Below are 15214 nucleotides of genomic sequence, written 5' to 3'. Positions count from 1 at the left end.
GTCGCCAGCCCTGCAGGTTCAGTGCAGGTGCTGGCGCAGGCTCACTCAAATCCAGGAATGACGGGCAGGGCGGGTACCGTTGAGGTGCCAGGCGCCGACAGCGTGGTATTTCCAGCGCACCGGGTCGTGCAGCGTATGCACGCGGGCATTGCGCCAGTGGCGGTCGAGGTTGAATTCGGCGAGGGTGGCGCGGCTGCCGGCCAGCTCGAACAGCTTCTCGCTGGCCTGCAGGGCCACTTCGGTGGTCAGCACCTTGGCCTCGGCCACGGCGATCGAGGCGCGAGCTGCCGACGCTTCGTCCACCGGACCTGCATTGACCTCGTCGAGTACCTGGGCGGCCTTGCGCAGCAAGGCCTCGGCGGCATGCAGCTCCAGCTTCAGACGGCCGATGTCGCCGATCACATAGGGGTCATCGCTGGCTCGATCCACCTTGGCTTCGATCCAGGGGCGGGATTTTTCCCGCACGAAGGCAATGGCATCGGCGATGGCCGCTTCGGCGATACCGGCATCGATGGCGGCCTGGATCAACTGCGAGGCCGCGCCCTGGGTGTTGGGCACTTCGCGCTGGCGCCAGTTGTCCACCACCAGCTCGGCGTCCACCGGAACTTTATCCAGCAACACGGTGCCGCTGGCGGTGGTGCGCTGGCCGAAGCCGGACCAGTCGTCGACGATGCGCAGGCCCGGGCTGCCCCGGCGGACGAAGGCCAGGCGCTGGCGGCCCTCTTCATCCAGGGCTTTGACCGCGACCCAATGGGCGAACAGGGCGCCGGTGGAATAGAACTTCTCGCCGCTGACGCGATATTGCTCACCGTCACGGACGATCCGTGCCTTGAGGGTGAGGGTGTCCTTGGTGCCACGTTCAGGCCCGGCATTGCCGATGCGCCAGCCGTCGAGCACGGAGCGGAACAGCACGGCTTGCTGGGCCTCGGTGGCGGTCAGGCGCAGCAGTTGAATCATGCCGAATTGGTTCTGTGGGATCTGTCCCAGGGCCGGGTCGGCGGCGCTGATCACGCGGAAGACTTCGGCGATGGTCTGGAACGAGACCTCGGGTCCGCCAAAGGCTTTGGGAATGCTGATGCTGCCCAAGCCGCTGCGGGTGAATTGTTCGATCTCGGCCCAGGGCAGCTTGCGCTGCTGGTCGCGGCGCGAGGCCTGTTGGCGGGCCGCGTCGGCCAGTTCCCGAGCAGCCTGGAGGGCCTCGGCGTCGTTGCGCAATACCTTGGCTGGCAGTAGCGGGGGTGAGCTGTCGAGATCGCTTGTGGACCAGACCATTCCTTACCTCACAAAAGTTGAAAGCGTCGCTGGCGGCGACTGACGTTTGCTGGTCCGGTGGTCCGGTTTATATACCCTATTCGCTTATAAAAACTTTATGAACTAACTTTTTGGACTATGTATAGAAGCCATGCTTTTGTGTCGCGCACGCGAACGCATTCGCGGGCAAACCCGCTCCTACAGAACTGTGGGAGTGGGTTTACCCGCGAATAGGTAAGGGGGACAGCGAGAAAAATCAGCCGGCTGCGGTGCCCAGGAACTTTCGCAGGAACTGCCGCGTCCGCTCTTCCTTGGGATTGGCGAACAGCGCCTTGGCTTCACCCTGCTCCACGATCACGCCCTTGTCGAAGAAGATCACCCGGTTGGCCACGTCCCGGGCAAAGCTCATCTCGTGGGTGACAATGATCATGGTGCGCTTTTCCTCGGCCAGGCCGCGGATGGTCGCCAGCACCTCGCCGACCAGCTCAGGATCGAGCGCAGAGGTCGGTTCGTCGAAGAGGATCACTTCCGGCTCCATGGCCAAGGCCCGGGCGATGGCCACCCGTTGCTGCTGGCCACCGGACAGCCGCCGAGGGTAGGCGTCTTCCTTGCCCGCCAGACCGACCTTGGCCAGCAGGCGCCGGCCCAGTTCGACGGCTTTGTCCCGGGGCGTCTTCTTGACGATCACCGGCCCTTCGATGACGTTCTCCAGGGCGGTGCGGTGGGGGAACAGGTTGAAGTTCTGGAACACGAAGCCGGCCTGCTGGCGCAAGCGCCGGATCGCACCTTGCTGGCTGCCCAGCGAGCGGTTGGCGTCGATGCTGATGTCGCCGATCTGGATGCGTCCGGCGTCGGGCGTTTCCAGCAGGTTGAGGCAACGCAGGAAGGTGGTCTTGCCCGAACCACTGGGGCCGATGATGGCCACCACTTCGCCGGGCTGGACGGTCAGGTCGATGCCGTTGAGCACGGTCTGGCCCTTGAACTGCTTGGTCAGGCCTTCTACTACGATCATCTTCAGTGCTCCTGGTCGTGCTGGTTGACCCGCGCTTCCATGCGGTTCTGGAAGTGCGCAAGGATGGTGCACAGGATCCAGTAGATCACTGCCACAGCCAGGTACATGGTGAAGACTTCGAAGGTCCGGGCGGTGATCAGCTGCGCCTGGCGGAACAGCTCAGGCACCTGGATGGTCGCCGCCAGGGCGGTGTCCTTGACCAGGGAAATGAAGCTGTTGCCCAGCGGCGGCAAGGCGGTGCGCATGGCCTGGGGCAGGATCGCTCGGCGCATGGCCTGGGTGCGGGTCATGCCGATGCTGGCGGCAGCCTCCCATTGGCCACGGTCGATCGAGGAGATCGCCGCGCGCAGGATTTCGCAGATGTACGCGGCCATGTTCAGCGAAAGGCCGATCAGCGAGGCCGGGATCGGGTCGAGTTCGATACCGATCTGCGGCATGCCGAAATAGATCACGAACAGCTGCACCAGCAGCGGCGTGCCACGGAAGAACGACACATACACTCGGGCCAGCCAGTCCAGCGGCAGGATCTTCGAGCGGCGCATCAGGGCCAGGGCAAAGCCCAGGACCAGGCCGAAGAACATGCCGCCGACACTCAGCAGCACCGTATAACCCGCGCCCTTCAACAGGAAGGGCGTGGAGTCGATGACAAGTTGCAGGCTTTCGGAAATCATTTAGTGACGTCGGCACCGAAATATTTCTCGGACAGCTTGGCCAGGGTCCCGTCGGCCTTGAGCTTGTCCAGCGCCTTGTTGATCGCCTCGAGCAGTTCAGGCTCGCCCTTGCGCAGGGCCACGCCCGACTCCAGGCGTGAGAAGGCTTCACCGGCGAGTTCGGTGTCCTTGGCTTTCTGGGCGTATTCCAGGGCGGCCAGGCGGTCGATCAGGATGGCGTCGATGCGGCCGTTGCGCAGGTCGGCGAATTTGCTCGGGTCGTCTTCATAGGTGCGCACGTCGGCTTGAGGAACGTCCTTCTTCACCCACTGCTCGTAGTTGGTGCCCAGGCCTACGCCGACCTTCTTGCCGGCGAGGTCCGCGGCCTTGTGAATGTTCAACTGGTCGGCTTTCTTCTTCAGGATCAGGGCCTGGATGCCGGAGATGGTGTAGGGCTCGGAGAAGTCATACTTCTTCTTGCGCTCGTCGGAAATGGTCACCTGGTTGATCACCACGTCCAGGCGCTTGGACTCCAGCGCGGCGAGGATGCCGTCCCACTTGGTTGGCTGCAGCTTGGCTTTCACGCCCAGTTCTTTGGCCAGCAGTTCGGACAGTTCGACCTCGAAGCCGGCGAGCTTGCCGTTTTCGTCAACGAAGCTGAAGGGTGGGTAGGTGCCTTCCAGGCCGACGCTGATGCTGCCTTTTTCCTGGATGGTCTTGAGCTGCTCGCCTGCGAATGCATGGCTGAACAGGCCGGTACCAAGCACAAGGGCCAGGCTGGCATTGAGAAGGGGTTTGGCGAATTTGGTCATGTAGGGCCCCGCGCTTGTTGTGGAAGTAGTGGGTGGCGACTATAGAGGTGGCCTTTATAGGCCTGGAAATAATAAAAATTTATTTTGTTATTTCTTTTTATAAGCTTTGTCGAATTGGACAGCATTGAGGGTAGGCGAGGATTACACACTCTGTCAGCGCTGCTTATACCCGACTTAGCGCAGGATGGAATAAAGCGTTGTTTTTTCCAAGCACTGGATTTGCCGTACAGTTGAATCCATAACGCGGCCCGCTTCCATGAAGGCCCGCACAGCCTCGATCCAGGAGACCACCGTGAGCGAACATCCATCCACCGGACACTGGCAACTGCAGACCATCGTCAGCGACCTGCGCAGCGCCCGCGAGCAATGGCGAACCCGCAATGGCCGCAGCAGCGGCGAACAGGGCGGGCGCGAGCTGCCTTCGCGCGAGGCGATGCGCCAGATTCTCGAGCAACTGTGCGGGGCGTTGTTCCCCATGCGTTTGGGCCCGGTGGACCTGCGTGAAGAGAGCGAAGACTTCTATGTCGGGCATACCTTGGATGCCGCACTCACTGCGTTGCTGGCCCAGGCGCGCCTGGAACTGCGCTATGCCTCGCGCCATGGCAAGGCCGAGGTGGAGGACGTCGACGCCCATGCCCTGCAGCTGATCCAAGGCTTTGCCGCCGCACTGCCAAACCTGCGTGTACTGCTCGATACCGACGTGCTGGCCGCTTATCAGGGCGACCCGGCGGCGCGCAGCGTCGATGAGGTGCTGCTGTGCTATCCGGGGATCCTGGCGATCATCCATCACCGCCTGGCTCATCACCTGTACCGGGCCGGGCTGCCGTTGCTGGCGCGGATCAGTTCGGAGCTGGCGCATTCGGCCACCGGCATCGATATTCACCCTGGCGCCCAGATCGGTCCGAGTTTCTTCATCGATCATGGCACCGGCGTGGTGATCGGCGAGACCGCGATCATCGGCGAGCGGGTGCGCATCTACCAGGCCGTGACCCTGGGCGCCAAGCGCTTCCCGGCGGACGAGACCGGCATGTTGCACAAGGGCGAGCCGCGCCACCCGATCGTCGAGGACGATGTGGTCATCTACGCAGGAGCCACCATCCTTGGGCGGATCACCATCGGCAAGGGCTCGACCATCGGTGGCAATGTCTGGTTGACCCGCAGTGTCCCGGCCGAGAGCAACATCACCCAGGCGAATCTGCAGTTGGAGTGTGAAGGGCAGAAATAGCCCGTAACCGATGCCTTCTATGGCGCTCCATTCGCAGTTGTAACCGCGCCTACAGGTCCGGCGCTCACGCCAGGACCGAGCTGGACTTGTAGGCGCGGGTTCAACCGCGAACGTGTCGGAATTCACTGCAAATGACCGGTTCAGCGGTCGGGCAAGGTCGCGTTGAAAGCCGATCCGTGTTTAACTTGAACGCTTGTTCAAAGTAAAAACGCTGGTCCATTGCCGGTGTTCAACAGGAGGATCCCCTTTGCTGAACCCGTTCAATCCGAGTCTTTCAACGCTTCATGAGGTGCGCGCCCAATGAGTGCACCGACCCCCTCACTTGCCAATGGCAAGATCCGCATGAACCCTCCGGTGTTCTACTTCGCGGCAAGTTTCATCCTCATCTTCGGCCTGGTGGTCATCGCCAACCCCAAAGCGGCGGGCGACTGGTTGCTCGCGGCGCAGAATTGGGCGGCCAACACGGTCGGCTGGTACTACATGCTGGCCATGACTCTGTACCTGGTCTTCGTGGTGGTCACCGCCTTGTCGGGCTACGGCAAGATCAAGCTCGGTGCCGACCATGACGAGCCCGAGTTCAGCTACCTGTCCTGGGCCGGCATGCTGTTCGCCGCTGGCATCAGCATCACCTTGTTCTTCTTCTGCGTCTCCGAACCGCTCACCCACATGCTGCAACCGCCCCAGGGCGAGGGTGGCACGGTGGAGGCCGGGCGCCAGGCAATGGAGCTGCTGTTCCTGCACTGGGGCCTGCATGGCTGGGGCGTGTTCGCCTTCGTCGGCATGGCCCTGGCGTATTTCGCCTATCGCCACAATCTGCCATTGGCGCTGCGTTCGGCGCTGTATCCATTGATCGGTAAACGCATCAACGGGCCGATCGGCTACGCCGTCGACGGCTTCGGCATCATCGCCACGGTGTTCGGCTTGGGCGCCGACATGGGCTTTGGTGTGCTGCACCTGAACGCGGGCCTGGATTACCTGTTCGACATCAGCCACAGCCAGTGGATACAAGTCGCGCTCATCGTCCTGATGATGGGCGCCGCGGTGGCTGTGGCGGTCGCCGGGGTGGAAAAGGGCGTGCGGGTGATGAGCGACATCAACCTGTTCCTGGCCTGTGCGCTGCTGCTGTTCGTGCTGTTCGCAGGCCCCACCCAGCACCTGTTCAACACGTTGATCCAAAACCTGGGCGACTACCTCGGCGCCTTGCCGCGCAAGAGCTTCGATGTCTATGCCTACGGCGAGAACCGCGACTGGCTGGGCGGCTGGACCGTGTTCTACTGGGCCTGGTGGATCGCCTGGGCGCCGTTCGTGGGGTTGTTCATCGCGCGTATTTCCCGTGGCCGGACCATCCGCGAGTTCGTCTTCGGCGTGCTGTTGATCCCGCTGGGCTTCACCCTGGCGTGGATGTCTATCTTCGGCAACAGCGCCATGACCCAGGTGCTCGACCACGGCATGACCGCCCTGGGCCAATCGGCCCTGGAAAACCCGTCCATGAGCCTGTACCTGCTGCTGGAGACCTACCCGTGGAGCAAGACCGTCATCGCGGTGACGGTGTTCATCAGCTTCGTGTTCTTCGTCACATCGGCGGATTCCGGCACCGTCGTGCTCTCCACGCTGTCGGCCAAGGGCGGCGATGCTGACGAGGATGGCCCGAACTGGCTGCGCGTCTTCTGGGGCGCCATGACCGCGCTGATCACCAGCAGCCTGCTGTTCGCCGGTAGCATCGACTCGCTCAAGTCGGCGGTGGTGCTGACGTCGCTGCCGTTCTCGCTGATCCTGCTGTGCATGATGTGGGGGCTGCACAAAGCGTTCTACCTGGAGTCCCAGCGGCAGATCGCGCAGATGCACTCGCTCGCACCGTTCGCCGTTTCGCGCCGTGGCCGGGGTGGCTGGCGCCAGCGCCTGAGCCAGGCGGTGCACTTCCCGTCACGCGATGAGGTGTACCGCTTCATGGACGACGTGGTGCGCCCGGCCATTGGCGAGGTGACTGAAGTCTTCGTGCAGAAAGGCTTGAACGTGATCACCCAGGACGACCCGAGCCACGACAACGTGAGCTTGAAGATCGGGTTGGGCGAGGAGCAGCCGTTCATCTACCAAGTGCAGATGCGCGGGTACTTCACCCCGTCGTTCGCCTTGGCCGGGTTGGGCACCCAGGAGCTGAAGAACCGCCGTTACTACCGCGCCGAGGTGCATCTGTCCGAAGGTAGCCAGAACTACGACCTGGTGGGCTACAACAAGGAGCAGATCATCAACGACATCCTCGACCAGTATCAGCGGCACATGCAGTTCCTGCATCTGGTCCGCTAGCCGCCTCATTGCAGGTAAACCCGCTCCCCACAAGGATCGTTACAAACCCTGTGGAAGCGGGTTTACTCGCGACTTTCAGAACGGCGCATCCCCCAGGATGGTCGCCCGATGCATCACCCGCCGGCTCGGCCGGTAGTCGTCCACTGCATAGTGCTGGGTCACCCGGTTGTCCCAAAACGCTACGTCGTTCTCTTGCCACCGCCAGCGGATCGTGAACTCGGGCCGGGTCGCATGGGCGAACAGCAGCTTGAGCAGCGCCTCGCTCTCCTGCTCGCTCAGTTCGTTGATCCGCGTGGTGAATCCTTCGTTGACGAACAGCGCCTTGCGCCCGCTGACCGGGTGGGTACGCACCACTGGATGCGACAGCGGCGGGTTGTTGCGCCGGGTGGTCTCCCAGCGCGCCAGGTCTTCGGGCGTGGTGCCGAAGCGCTCTAGCGGGAAGGACTTGGTGAAGTCGTGGGTGGCGGTCAGGCCGTCGAGCAACTGCCGCAGCGGCGCCGATAGCGCCTCGAAGGCCGCGATGCCGCTGGCCCACAGGGTATCGCCGCCGAAGGTGGGTAACTGCTTGGCGCTGAGCACCGCGCCCAGGGCGGGTGTGGGCAGGAACGTCACGTCGGTGTGCCAGACCGCATTGTCGCGCACGTCGGTGACCGCAGTGTCGAGCACCAGCACCTGCGGGGTATCCGGCACGTTGGGGTAAATCGGGTGGATGTGCAGGTCGCCGAAGCGGGCGGCGAAGCGGGCCTGTTGCTCAGGGGTGATGGGCTGGTCTCGGAAGAACAGCACCTGGTGTTTGAGCAAGGCCTGCTCGATGGCATCGCGTTGCTCGACGCTGATATCGCAGGAGAGGTCCACGCCACTGATCTGGGCGCCGAGCGCTGGGCTCAGGGGGGTGATGGTCAGGCTCATGTCGGTCTCGCTTGAATGTTTTGTGCCGGAGCAGGTGTTCATCAGTGGCTTTGCCCGTGCCAGGGCACCAGCTTGCGTTGCAGGGCGCGCAGGCCCATTTCAAGGGCGAAGGCGATCAGGGCGATCAGCAGGATCCCCAGTACCACCACGTCGGTGACCAGAAACTGCGCTGCCGACTGCACCATGAAGCCCAGGCCGCTGGTGGCGGCGATCAGCTCGGCGGCCACCAGGGTCGACCAGCCGACCCCAAGGCCGATACGAATGCCGGTGAGGATGTCGGGCAGTGCACTGGGCAGGATCACATGACGGATCAACTGCGCCCTGGTCGCGCCCAGGGATTGGGCGGCGCGCAGCTTGGCCGGGTCGACCGTGCGCACGCCGGTGGCGGTGGCGATGGCGATCGGGGCGAAGATGGCGAGGTAGATCAACAGCACCTTCGACAGCTCGCCGATGCCACACCAGATCACGATCAGCGGCAGGTAGGCCAGCGGCGGGATCGGCCGATAGAACTCGATCAGCGGGTCGAGAATGCCGCGGGCGACGCGGTTGTGGCCGATGGCCAGGCCCACCGGGATGGCCGTCAGGGCGGCGGCGACCAGGGCCAGGCCGATTCGTCCGAGGCTTGCGCCCAGGTGCTGCCAGAGGCTGGCGTCCATGTAGCCCTGCGTGAGCAAGGTCCAGGCCTTGGCCAGGATATCGGCGGGCGAGGGCAAAAACAGCGGCTCGACCCAGCCGGCGGCGGTCACCAGCCACCAGGCCAGCAGCAGGCTGGCCAGGGTCAGGGCGCTGATCCAGCGGGTGGGCAACGGGCGGCGTACCTTGGCGGTTGGGGTTGGCCGAGCGACAGGTTTGTCGGCGGCCGTCAGGTCCAGGCTGCTCATGCGGACTCCTGCCGACGGGCGGCTTCGCGTTGAGAGAACACCCGCGCCAGGACGTGCTCGCGGGTCTCGATGAAGCGTGGATCGGACTTGATCGCCCGGGCCGATTCACCCGCGGCGTAGCGTTGGCCGAAATCCAGGTGCAGGCGTTCGACCACCCGTCCAGGATTGGGCGCCAGCAACACCAGCTCGCTGGCCAGGAACACGGCTTCCTCGATGTCATGGGTGATCAGGAACACCGGCTTGGCGGTGCGCTGCCAGACCTGCAGCAGTAGCTCCTGCATCTGCTCGCGGGTGAAGGCGTCGAGGGCGCCGAAGGGTTCGTCCATCAACAGCACGCGCGGGTCGGCGGCCAACGCACGGGCCAGGCCCACGCGCTGCTTTTGCCCGCCGGAAAGTTGCCAGATACGTCGGTCGCCGAATCCCGCGAGGTCGACCAGCGCGAGCATTTCGCGGGCTTTGGCTTCGCGTTCTGCGCGGGCGACGCCTGCCAGCTCAAGGCCGAAGGCGACGTTGCCCAGGACGTTCTGCCAAGGCAGCAGTGCGTCATCCTGGAACACCACGCCGCGCTCGGCACCCGGGCCTTCGACCGGCTTGCCGTCGAGGGTGATGCGACCGGCGCTGGGGGCGACGAAGCCGGCGATGAGGTTGAGCAGCGAAGTCTTGCCGCTGCCGGAGGGGCCCAGAGCCACCAGCAACTGGCGTGGCCCCAGGCTCAGGTTGATGTCGGTCAGCACCGGGGCATCGGTGCCGGGGTACTGTGCGCTGATACGCTCCAGTTCGAGCAAGGCCATGGCAGGCTCCGTCGTGACGTGTCGTGCGAGGGTGGGGCGTTGCGCGGTCTTGTGGGACCGGGGTTGCCCGCGAATGCTGTTTCGAACTGACTGGCACATTCGCGGATAACCCGCTCCCTCATGCAGTGCGCTGCTCTCGTGGGAGAGCGGCCCCCATTTGGATCAGTTGGGCAGGTACTGGGCGCTGACGTACGGTGAGTAGTCCGGCAGCACCGCCTCGACCTTGCCCTGTTGCTTGAGGAAGTTGGCCGTGTCGGTCAGTGCCTGGGTGGTCGGAGCACCCAAAGCGCTGGCCTGGTCGCTGGCCAACGGGTAGACGTTGCCCTGCAGCAGTACCGGGATGTCGGTGGGCTTGGCGCCAGACAGCTTGGCCAGCTTGCTGACGTTGTCGGGATTGGCCAGCCAGGCTTTCGGGTCCTTGCGGTAGTCGGCGTAGGCGTCGAGGGTGACCTTGGCGAACGATTTGACGATGTCCGGGTGCTTGGCGGCGAAGTCTTTACGCACGATCCACGCATCGAAGGTCGGGGCGCCTTTGCTGGCCAACTCGCCGGAGGTGATCAGTACTTTGCCGTTCTCCTTGGCCACGCCCAGGGCGGGGTCCCAGACGTAGGTGGCATCGATGTCGCCACGCTTCCAGGCGGCGATGATCGCAGGAGGGGCGAGGTTGAGGATCTGCACCTTGCTCGGGTCGATGTTCCAGTTCTTGAGGGCGGCCAGCAGGCTGTAGTGGCCGGTGGAAACGAACGGCACGGCGACTTTCTTGCCGACCAGATCCTGCGGCGTCTTGATGCTGTCGCGGGCGACCAGCGCTTCGCCTGCGCCAATCTGGGTGGCGATCAGGAAGGTCTCCACCGGCAGCTTGCGGGTGGCCGCGGCAGCCAGAGGGCTGGAGCCCAGGTAACCGATTTGTACGTCGCCCGAGGCCACGGCGGTGATCACGTCGGCGCCATTGTCGAATTTGCGCCAGTTGATGCTGGCCTTGCTGGCTTTTTCATAGGTGCCATCGACCTGGGCGACCTTGGCTGGGTCGACGGTGGTCTGGTAGGCGACGGTCAAGTCGGCGGCCTGGGCAAGCCAGCTGGCGCTGGCGAGGGTCAGGGCGGCGAACAGGCGCAACGGAGTGTGCGGGATCATGGATGAGCTCCTCGTCAGGCAAATCAGGGCTGGGTTGACGAAGAGACTAAGTGATCTAAGAAATCAAAAATAAATAACTTTTTAGAATTAGCTTAGGAGCCAATGGCTGGTTTTCTTGATCGGAGGGTCAGCTTCACTGGCAAAGCCAGAAATGGCAGCTACGCTTTTTCGGTTTTGCGAGGACGTGAAGTCAGTTATGGGCAAACGTTTGCAAATAACCATTAGGAATAAGTAAATATGGTTTATACAACGAAGGGGAGTAAAGGTTCCAAATATATTCCTTAAAAATCTTAAAAAGTCATAAAACGGTCATTTTGGATTTATAGGATTGTCATTATCCTGTGGCGCAAGCGGCGTCTTAGACCAAAGTCGCGAAACGATTGGTAACGATTGACTTCGCAGACACTGTTTGGTGCTAAATCGCCCAATCCATGGCGAGCGGGGCAACAGATCCTGCCGCTTGAGATACACAAGAATTAGAACGTAGAGGAGCAAAACATGTACAAGTCCAGCCTGGCCCTGGCCGTGGCACTGGGGGTTCTCGCCCAACAAGCAGGCGCTGCCGGTTTCGTTGAAGACAGCAAGCTGTCTGTGAGCTCGCGCACCATGTATTTCAATAACGATAACCGTGAACCTGGCGGGAGCGACAACCGTGAATCGGGTCAGGGCTTCAAGCTTGACTACTTGTCCGGTTTCACCGAAGGCACCGTTGGTTTCGGTGTTGATGTTCAGGCCCTGTGGGGTATCCATCTGGATGGTGGCAAGGGGCATCACCCGGATACCAGCAGCTTCTTCCCAAGCGACAGCGACGGCTCCGCAGTGGGCCAATGGGCACGCATTGGGGGTAACGCGAAAGCACGGTTCTCCAAGACCGAAGCGCACTTCGGTAGCGCCCTGGCACCGAACCTGCCGATCCTTGTCTCCAACGATGGCCGTCTGCTGCCGCAGACCTTCGAGGGTGGCACCATCACCTCGAAGGAAATCGACAACCTGACCATCAACGCAGGTCAACTGACCCATGCGATGGGCCGTGCTTCCAGCAACCGTACAGGTCTCTCTGTCCAGGGTGCTACCCAGGAAAGCAACAAGTTCCGTTACGCCGGTGCTGACTGGAAGGTCACCAAAGACCTGACCCTGCAGTATTACTACTCCAACCTCGAAGACTTCTACAAACAGCACTTCCTGGGCGCGACACACGTGTTCCAGATCGCTGATGACCAGTCGTTTAAGACCGACCTGCGCTATTTCGACAGCAGCAAGGATGGCCGCAACGGCGAAGCGGGTTACGAGTTCAAGAACAACAACGGCTACGCCAAGAACCCTGGCGAGGTTGATAACAAGACCTGGTCCGCCATGTTCACCTACACCCTCGGTGCCCACTCTCTGATGCTCGGTCATCAGCAGGTCAGCGACGATGGCGGTTTCGTATGGCTGAACCAAGGCAGCCTGGTCGACGAAGGTGCTGGTGGGTCGAGCTTCTATCTGTTCACCGACAGCATGATCAACCAGTTCGCCAAGGCTGGTGAGAACACTACCTTCGGTCAGTATTCCTATGACTTTGCGCGGCTGGGCGTGCCGGGCCTGAAGGCTTCCGTGGCCTACTTGCGTGGCGAGGATGGCCGCAGCTCCGATGGCCATGGCACCTTCAGTGAATGGGAGCGTGACGCACGGATCGATTACGTGCTGCAGGAAGGTACCCTCAAAGGTCTGGGCTTCAGCCTGCGCCAAGGTGTCTACCGCGGCACCGGTTCGGGATCGGCGAAGGACCAGGATCAGACTCGCTTCATCGTGAACTACACTTACAACTTCCTGTAAGTCGTAGCTGCACAAAAAGCCTCGCCTAGCGCGAGGCTTTTTTATGTCTGTAACTCGAAATGCCTAATGGTTATAAATAAATCAATATTTATTCTTTTTGTTTTTAATCGAATGCAGGCACATTGAATCCATCGACCAGACACAGCACAGGAGCCCACCCCCATGAGCCTCAAACTCGGTGACATCGCCCCCGATTTCGAACAGGAATCCAGCGCCGGCAAGATCCGCTTTCACGAATGGCTGGGCAACAGCTGGGGTGTGCTGTTCTCCCACCCGGCCGACTTCACGCCGGTATGCACCACCGAGCTGGGCCTGACTGCCAAGCTCAAGGACGAATTCGCCAAGCGCGGCGTCAAGGCCATCGCCTTGTCGGTGGACCCTGTCGATTCCCACACTCGCTGGATCGATGACATCAACGAGACCCAGAACACCGTGGTCAACTTCCCGATCCTCGCCGATGCCGATCGCAAGGTCTCCGACCTGTACGACCTGATCCATCCCAACGCCAGCGACACCCTGACGGTGCGCTCGCTGTTCGTCATCGACCCCAACAAGAAGGTGCGCCTGACCATCACCTACCCGGCCAGCACCGGGCGCAACTTCAACGAAATCCTGCGGGTGATCGACTCGCTGCAACTGACCGATAACCACAAGGTGGCCACGCCGGCGAACTGGCAGGATGGCGACGAGGTGGTGATCGTGCCTTCGTTGAAAGACGAAGATGAAATCAAGCAGCGCTTCCCCAAAGGGTATCGGGCGGTCAAACCCTACCTGCGCCTGACCCCGCAGCCGAATCGTTAAGGAATACTCGTTGCATTGCTCTTAGCCATAGCAGGGATCTTTGGGCCGTTTCGACGGCCCTTTTTTTATGCGCGTGCAGGTGGGGCAGAGGAAGCGGGGTCGCCTGGTTTTGCGGCGGCTGCGCAGCCGATCGCGGCGCAAGGCCGCTCCTACAGGCACCGCGCAGCTCAAGTCGGATATTTCTGAACCTCGAGCCAAGCGCTTCAGCCTTTTGCAAGTAACGACCTATCCTACGCACCTGCCGGAAGCCGCTGCATTGTTGGGGTCACACCCCAGGGATAACGTCGTCGGGTCGTCCTGTTTGGCGACCGGGTGTGAGAACCCGAAGACAGCTAAGGTTTCGGCATTTCCGTTATGGCAGCCGTGTACGGGCAGACCTCGGTCTGGCCGGGTTTTCCTTGTGTCCCGGTTTCTCACCCTGTGCACGGCTGCCACCTTGATCTCGTGAGAAAGAACCTGGGTGGTGGTTCCAACACCACATGAGGAATTTTTGAGCGATGACCGACAACTCAAGTACATGGAAAACCGCAGGCGTCCAGACCTGCCTGGACTTGTACCGCATCCAACCCGACATCCCCTTCCAACAAGCCTTCGACGAACTCTCCGTGTTGCTGGGGTGCATCCGCCATCTGACCTGCGAAGCGGAGATGGAAGGCGACCAGATGTCAGGCAGCGCCGCCCGGATCCTCAGTGCCATGGCCAAGGCACTGATCGACGATATGGAAGTTGGGATGAATCGGGGCTGTGATTAGTTGCTCCGAGGCACCTCTTCGCGGGTAATCCCGTGCCTAAAAGGATCACCGCCCACCCTGTGGAAGCGGGTTTAGCCGCGAATGCGTCAGTGCATTCCCCATCGCATCCACAGGCGTACCCAGCGAAATCACTGAATCGACAAAATGGAATAAACAAATGAAAAAATATGATTTCTAGATATATATGACTGCCTGTTAATGTCGATTCCATTCCAGCGAGGCCAACTCCTCGCGGCCCTGCAATCGAATCGAAGGAAGCGTTTTTCATGCTGGTTGTTTCTCTCGGTGGTAGCCCCAGTACCCGTTCACGCTCCGGCGTGCTGCTCGAGCGCTCGCGCCAGTGGCTGCAGGATCGTGGCGTGGAGGTGGTGACCTTCCAGGTGCGCGAATTCCCGGCCGAGGACTTGCTCCACGCCCGCTTCGACAGCCCACAGGTCCAGCACTTTCAGCAACTGGTCGCCCAGGCCGACGGCCTGGTAGTCGCCACGCCGGTGTACAAGGCGTCTTTCGCCGGTGCGCTGAAAACCCTGCTCGACCTGCTGCCTGAGCGTGCGCTGGAGCACAAGGTGGTCTTGCCGATCGCCACTGGCGGCAGCATCGCCCACATGCTGGCGGTGGATTACGCCCTCAAGCCGGTGCTGTCGGCACTCAAGGCGCAAGAGACCCTGCAAGGGATCTTCGCCGACGACAGCCAGATCGCCTACGGCGAGCACGGCAAGCCCGCGCAACTGGCCGCCGCACTCGAGGCGCGGCTTGAGGATTCACTGGAACTGTTCCACAGCGCCTTGGCCCGACGGCCCAAACCCGTGGCCCCGGGCGTGCTCAACGAACGCCTGCTCACTGCCCGCTGGAGCATCTGAGCCGGCATCACCGCTTC

14 protein-coding genes are annotated in these 15214 nt (G+C 61.9%); 6 read left to right on the top strand and 8 right to left on the bottom strand.

The window, feature by feature from the left end:
• Positions 1-45: 45 nt before the first annotated feature.
• From R6G97_RS01095 to tcyJ, 4 genes are all read right to left on the bottom strand, one after another.
• Positions 46-1272, bottom strand: coding sequence for an SfnB family sulfur acquisition oxidoreductase (locus R6G97_RS01095; protein WP_317847706.1), 1227 nt, complete (start codon positions 1270-1272; stop codon positions 46-48).
• A gap of 235 nt (positions 1273-1507) precedes the next feature.
• Positions 1508-2263 (bottom strand): L-cystine ABC transporter ATP-binding protein TcyN, encoded by a 756-nt coding sequence (tcyN, locus tag R6G97_RS01090; RefSeq protein ID WP_043208268.1) that lies wholly within the window; start codon positions 2261-2263, stop codon positions 1508-1510.
• A 2-nt stretch (positions 2264-2265) separates the two neighbouring features.
• Positions 2266-2934 carry a cystine ABC transporter permease gene (tcyL, locus tag R6G97_RS01085; protein ID WP_043208270.1) on the bottom strand — a complete coding sequence of 223 codons (669 nt, stop codon included), beginning with the start codon at positions 2932-2934 and terminating at the stop codon, positions 2266-2268.
• Complete coding sequence (gene tcyJ / locus R6G97_RS01080; protein ID WP_043208272.1) at positions 2931-3725, bottom strand: cystine ABC transporter substrate-binding protein; 795 nt, start codon at positions 3723-3725, stop codon at positions 2931-2933. The genes tcyL and tcyJ overlap by 4 nt, the downstream gene beginning before the upstream one ends.
• Positions 3726-4017: 292 nt before the next feature.
• Here tcyJ and epsC point away from each other — a divergent pair, with 292 nt between their 5' ends.
• Together epsC and betT are read left to right on the top strand one after the other, a co-directional pair.
• Positions 4018-4950, top strand: coding sequence for a serine O-acetyltransferase EpsC (gene epsC / locus R6G97_RS01075; RefSeq protein ID WP_043208361.1), 933 nt, complete (start codon positions 4018-4020; stop codon positions 4948-4950).
• A gap of 342 nt (positions 4951-5292) precedes the next feature.
• A complete protein-coding gene (betT, locus tag R6G97_RS01070; RefSeq protein WP_178113783.1) occupies positions 5293-7254 on the top strand; it encodes a choline transporter BetT in 1962 nt (653 codons plus the stop codon).
• 75 nt (positions 7255-7329) lie between these two features.
• Here betT and tauD read toward each other — a convergent pair whose 3' ends face one another.
• The 4 genes from tauD to tauA all read right to left on the bottom strand — a co-directional run bounded on the left by tauD (position 7330) and on the right by tauA (position 10969).
• A complete protein-coding gene (gene tauD, locus R6G97_RS01065; RefSeq protein ID WP_090344316.1) occupies positions 7330-8163 on the bottom strand; it encodes a taurine dioxygenase in 834 nt (277 codons plus the stop codon).
• A 41-nt stretch (positions 8164-8204) separates the two neighbouring features.
• Positions 8205-9044 carry a taurine ABC transporter permease TauC gene (tauC, locus tag R6G97_RS01060; protein WP_317847705.1) on the bottom strand — a complete coding sequence of 280 codons (840 nt, stop codon included), beginning with the start codon at positions 9042-9044 and terminating at the stop codon, positions 8205-8207.
• Positions 9041-9835, bottom strand: coding sequence for a taurine ABC transporter ATP-binding subunit (gene tauB / locus R6G97_RS01055; protein WP_043208280.1), 795 nt, complete (start codon positions 9833-9835; stop codon positions 9041-9043). The genes tauC and tauB overlap by 4 nt, the downstream gene beginning before the upstream one ends.
• Before the next feature lie 162 nt (positions 9836-9997).
• Positions 9998-10969 (bottom strand): taurine ABC transporter substrate-binding protein, encoded by a 972-nt coding sequence (gene tauA / locus R6G97_RS01050; protein ID WP_317847704.1) that lies wholly within the window; start codon positions 10967-10969, stop codon positions 9998-10000.
• A 498-nt stretch (positions 10970-11467) separates the two neighbouring features.
• Between tauA and R6G97_RS01045 the strand changes: the two genes are divergently transcribed.
• The 4 genes from R6G97_RS01045 to ssuE all read left to right on the top strand — a co-directional run bounded on the left by R6G97_RS01045 (position 11468) and on the right by ssuE (position 15197).
• Entirely contained in the window at positions 11468-12784 is a 1317-nt protein-coding gene (locus R6G97_RS01045; RefSeq protein ID WP_090344324.1) for an OprD family porin, read from the top strand.
• Between the two features lie 162 nt (positions 12785-12946).
• Complete coding sequence (locus R6G97_RS01040) at positions 12947-13585, top strand: peroxiredoxin (RefSeq protein ID WP_043208283.1); 639 nt, start codon at positions 12947-12949, stop codon at positions 13583-13585.
• A gap of 497 nt (positions 13586-14082) precedes the next feature.
• Positions 14083-14337 carry a DUF3077 domain-containing protein gene (locus tag R6G97_RS01035; RefSeq protein WP_070090815.1) on the top strand — a complete coding sequence of 85 codons (255 nt, stop codon included), beginning with the start codon at positions 14083-14085 and terminating at the stop codon, positions 14335-14337.
• Between the two features lie 266 nt (positions 14338-14603).
• Positions 14604-15197: an NADPH-dependent FMN reductase gene (gene ssuE / locus R6G97_RS01030; RefSeq protein ID WP_070090814.1), complete on the top strand. Its 594-nt coding sequence runs from the start codon at positions 14604-14606 to the stop codon at positions 15195-15197.
• Positions 15198-15214 lie beyond the last annotated feature (17 nt).

It is taken from the genome of Pseudomonas sp. HTZ2 (assembly GCF_033173945.1).
Taxonomy (GTDB): domain Bacteria; phylum Pseudomonadota; class Gammaproteobacteria; order Pseudomonadales; family Pseudomonadaceae; genus Aquipseudomonas; species Aquipseudomonas guariconensis.
The sequence above is the reverse complement of the archived record's forward strand: the minus strand, read 5'-3'. Positions and strand labels throughout refer to the sequence as shown.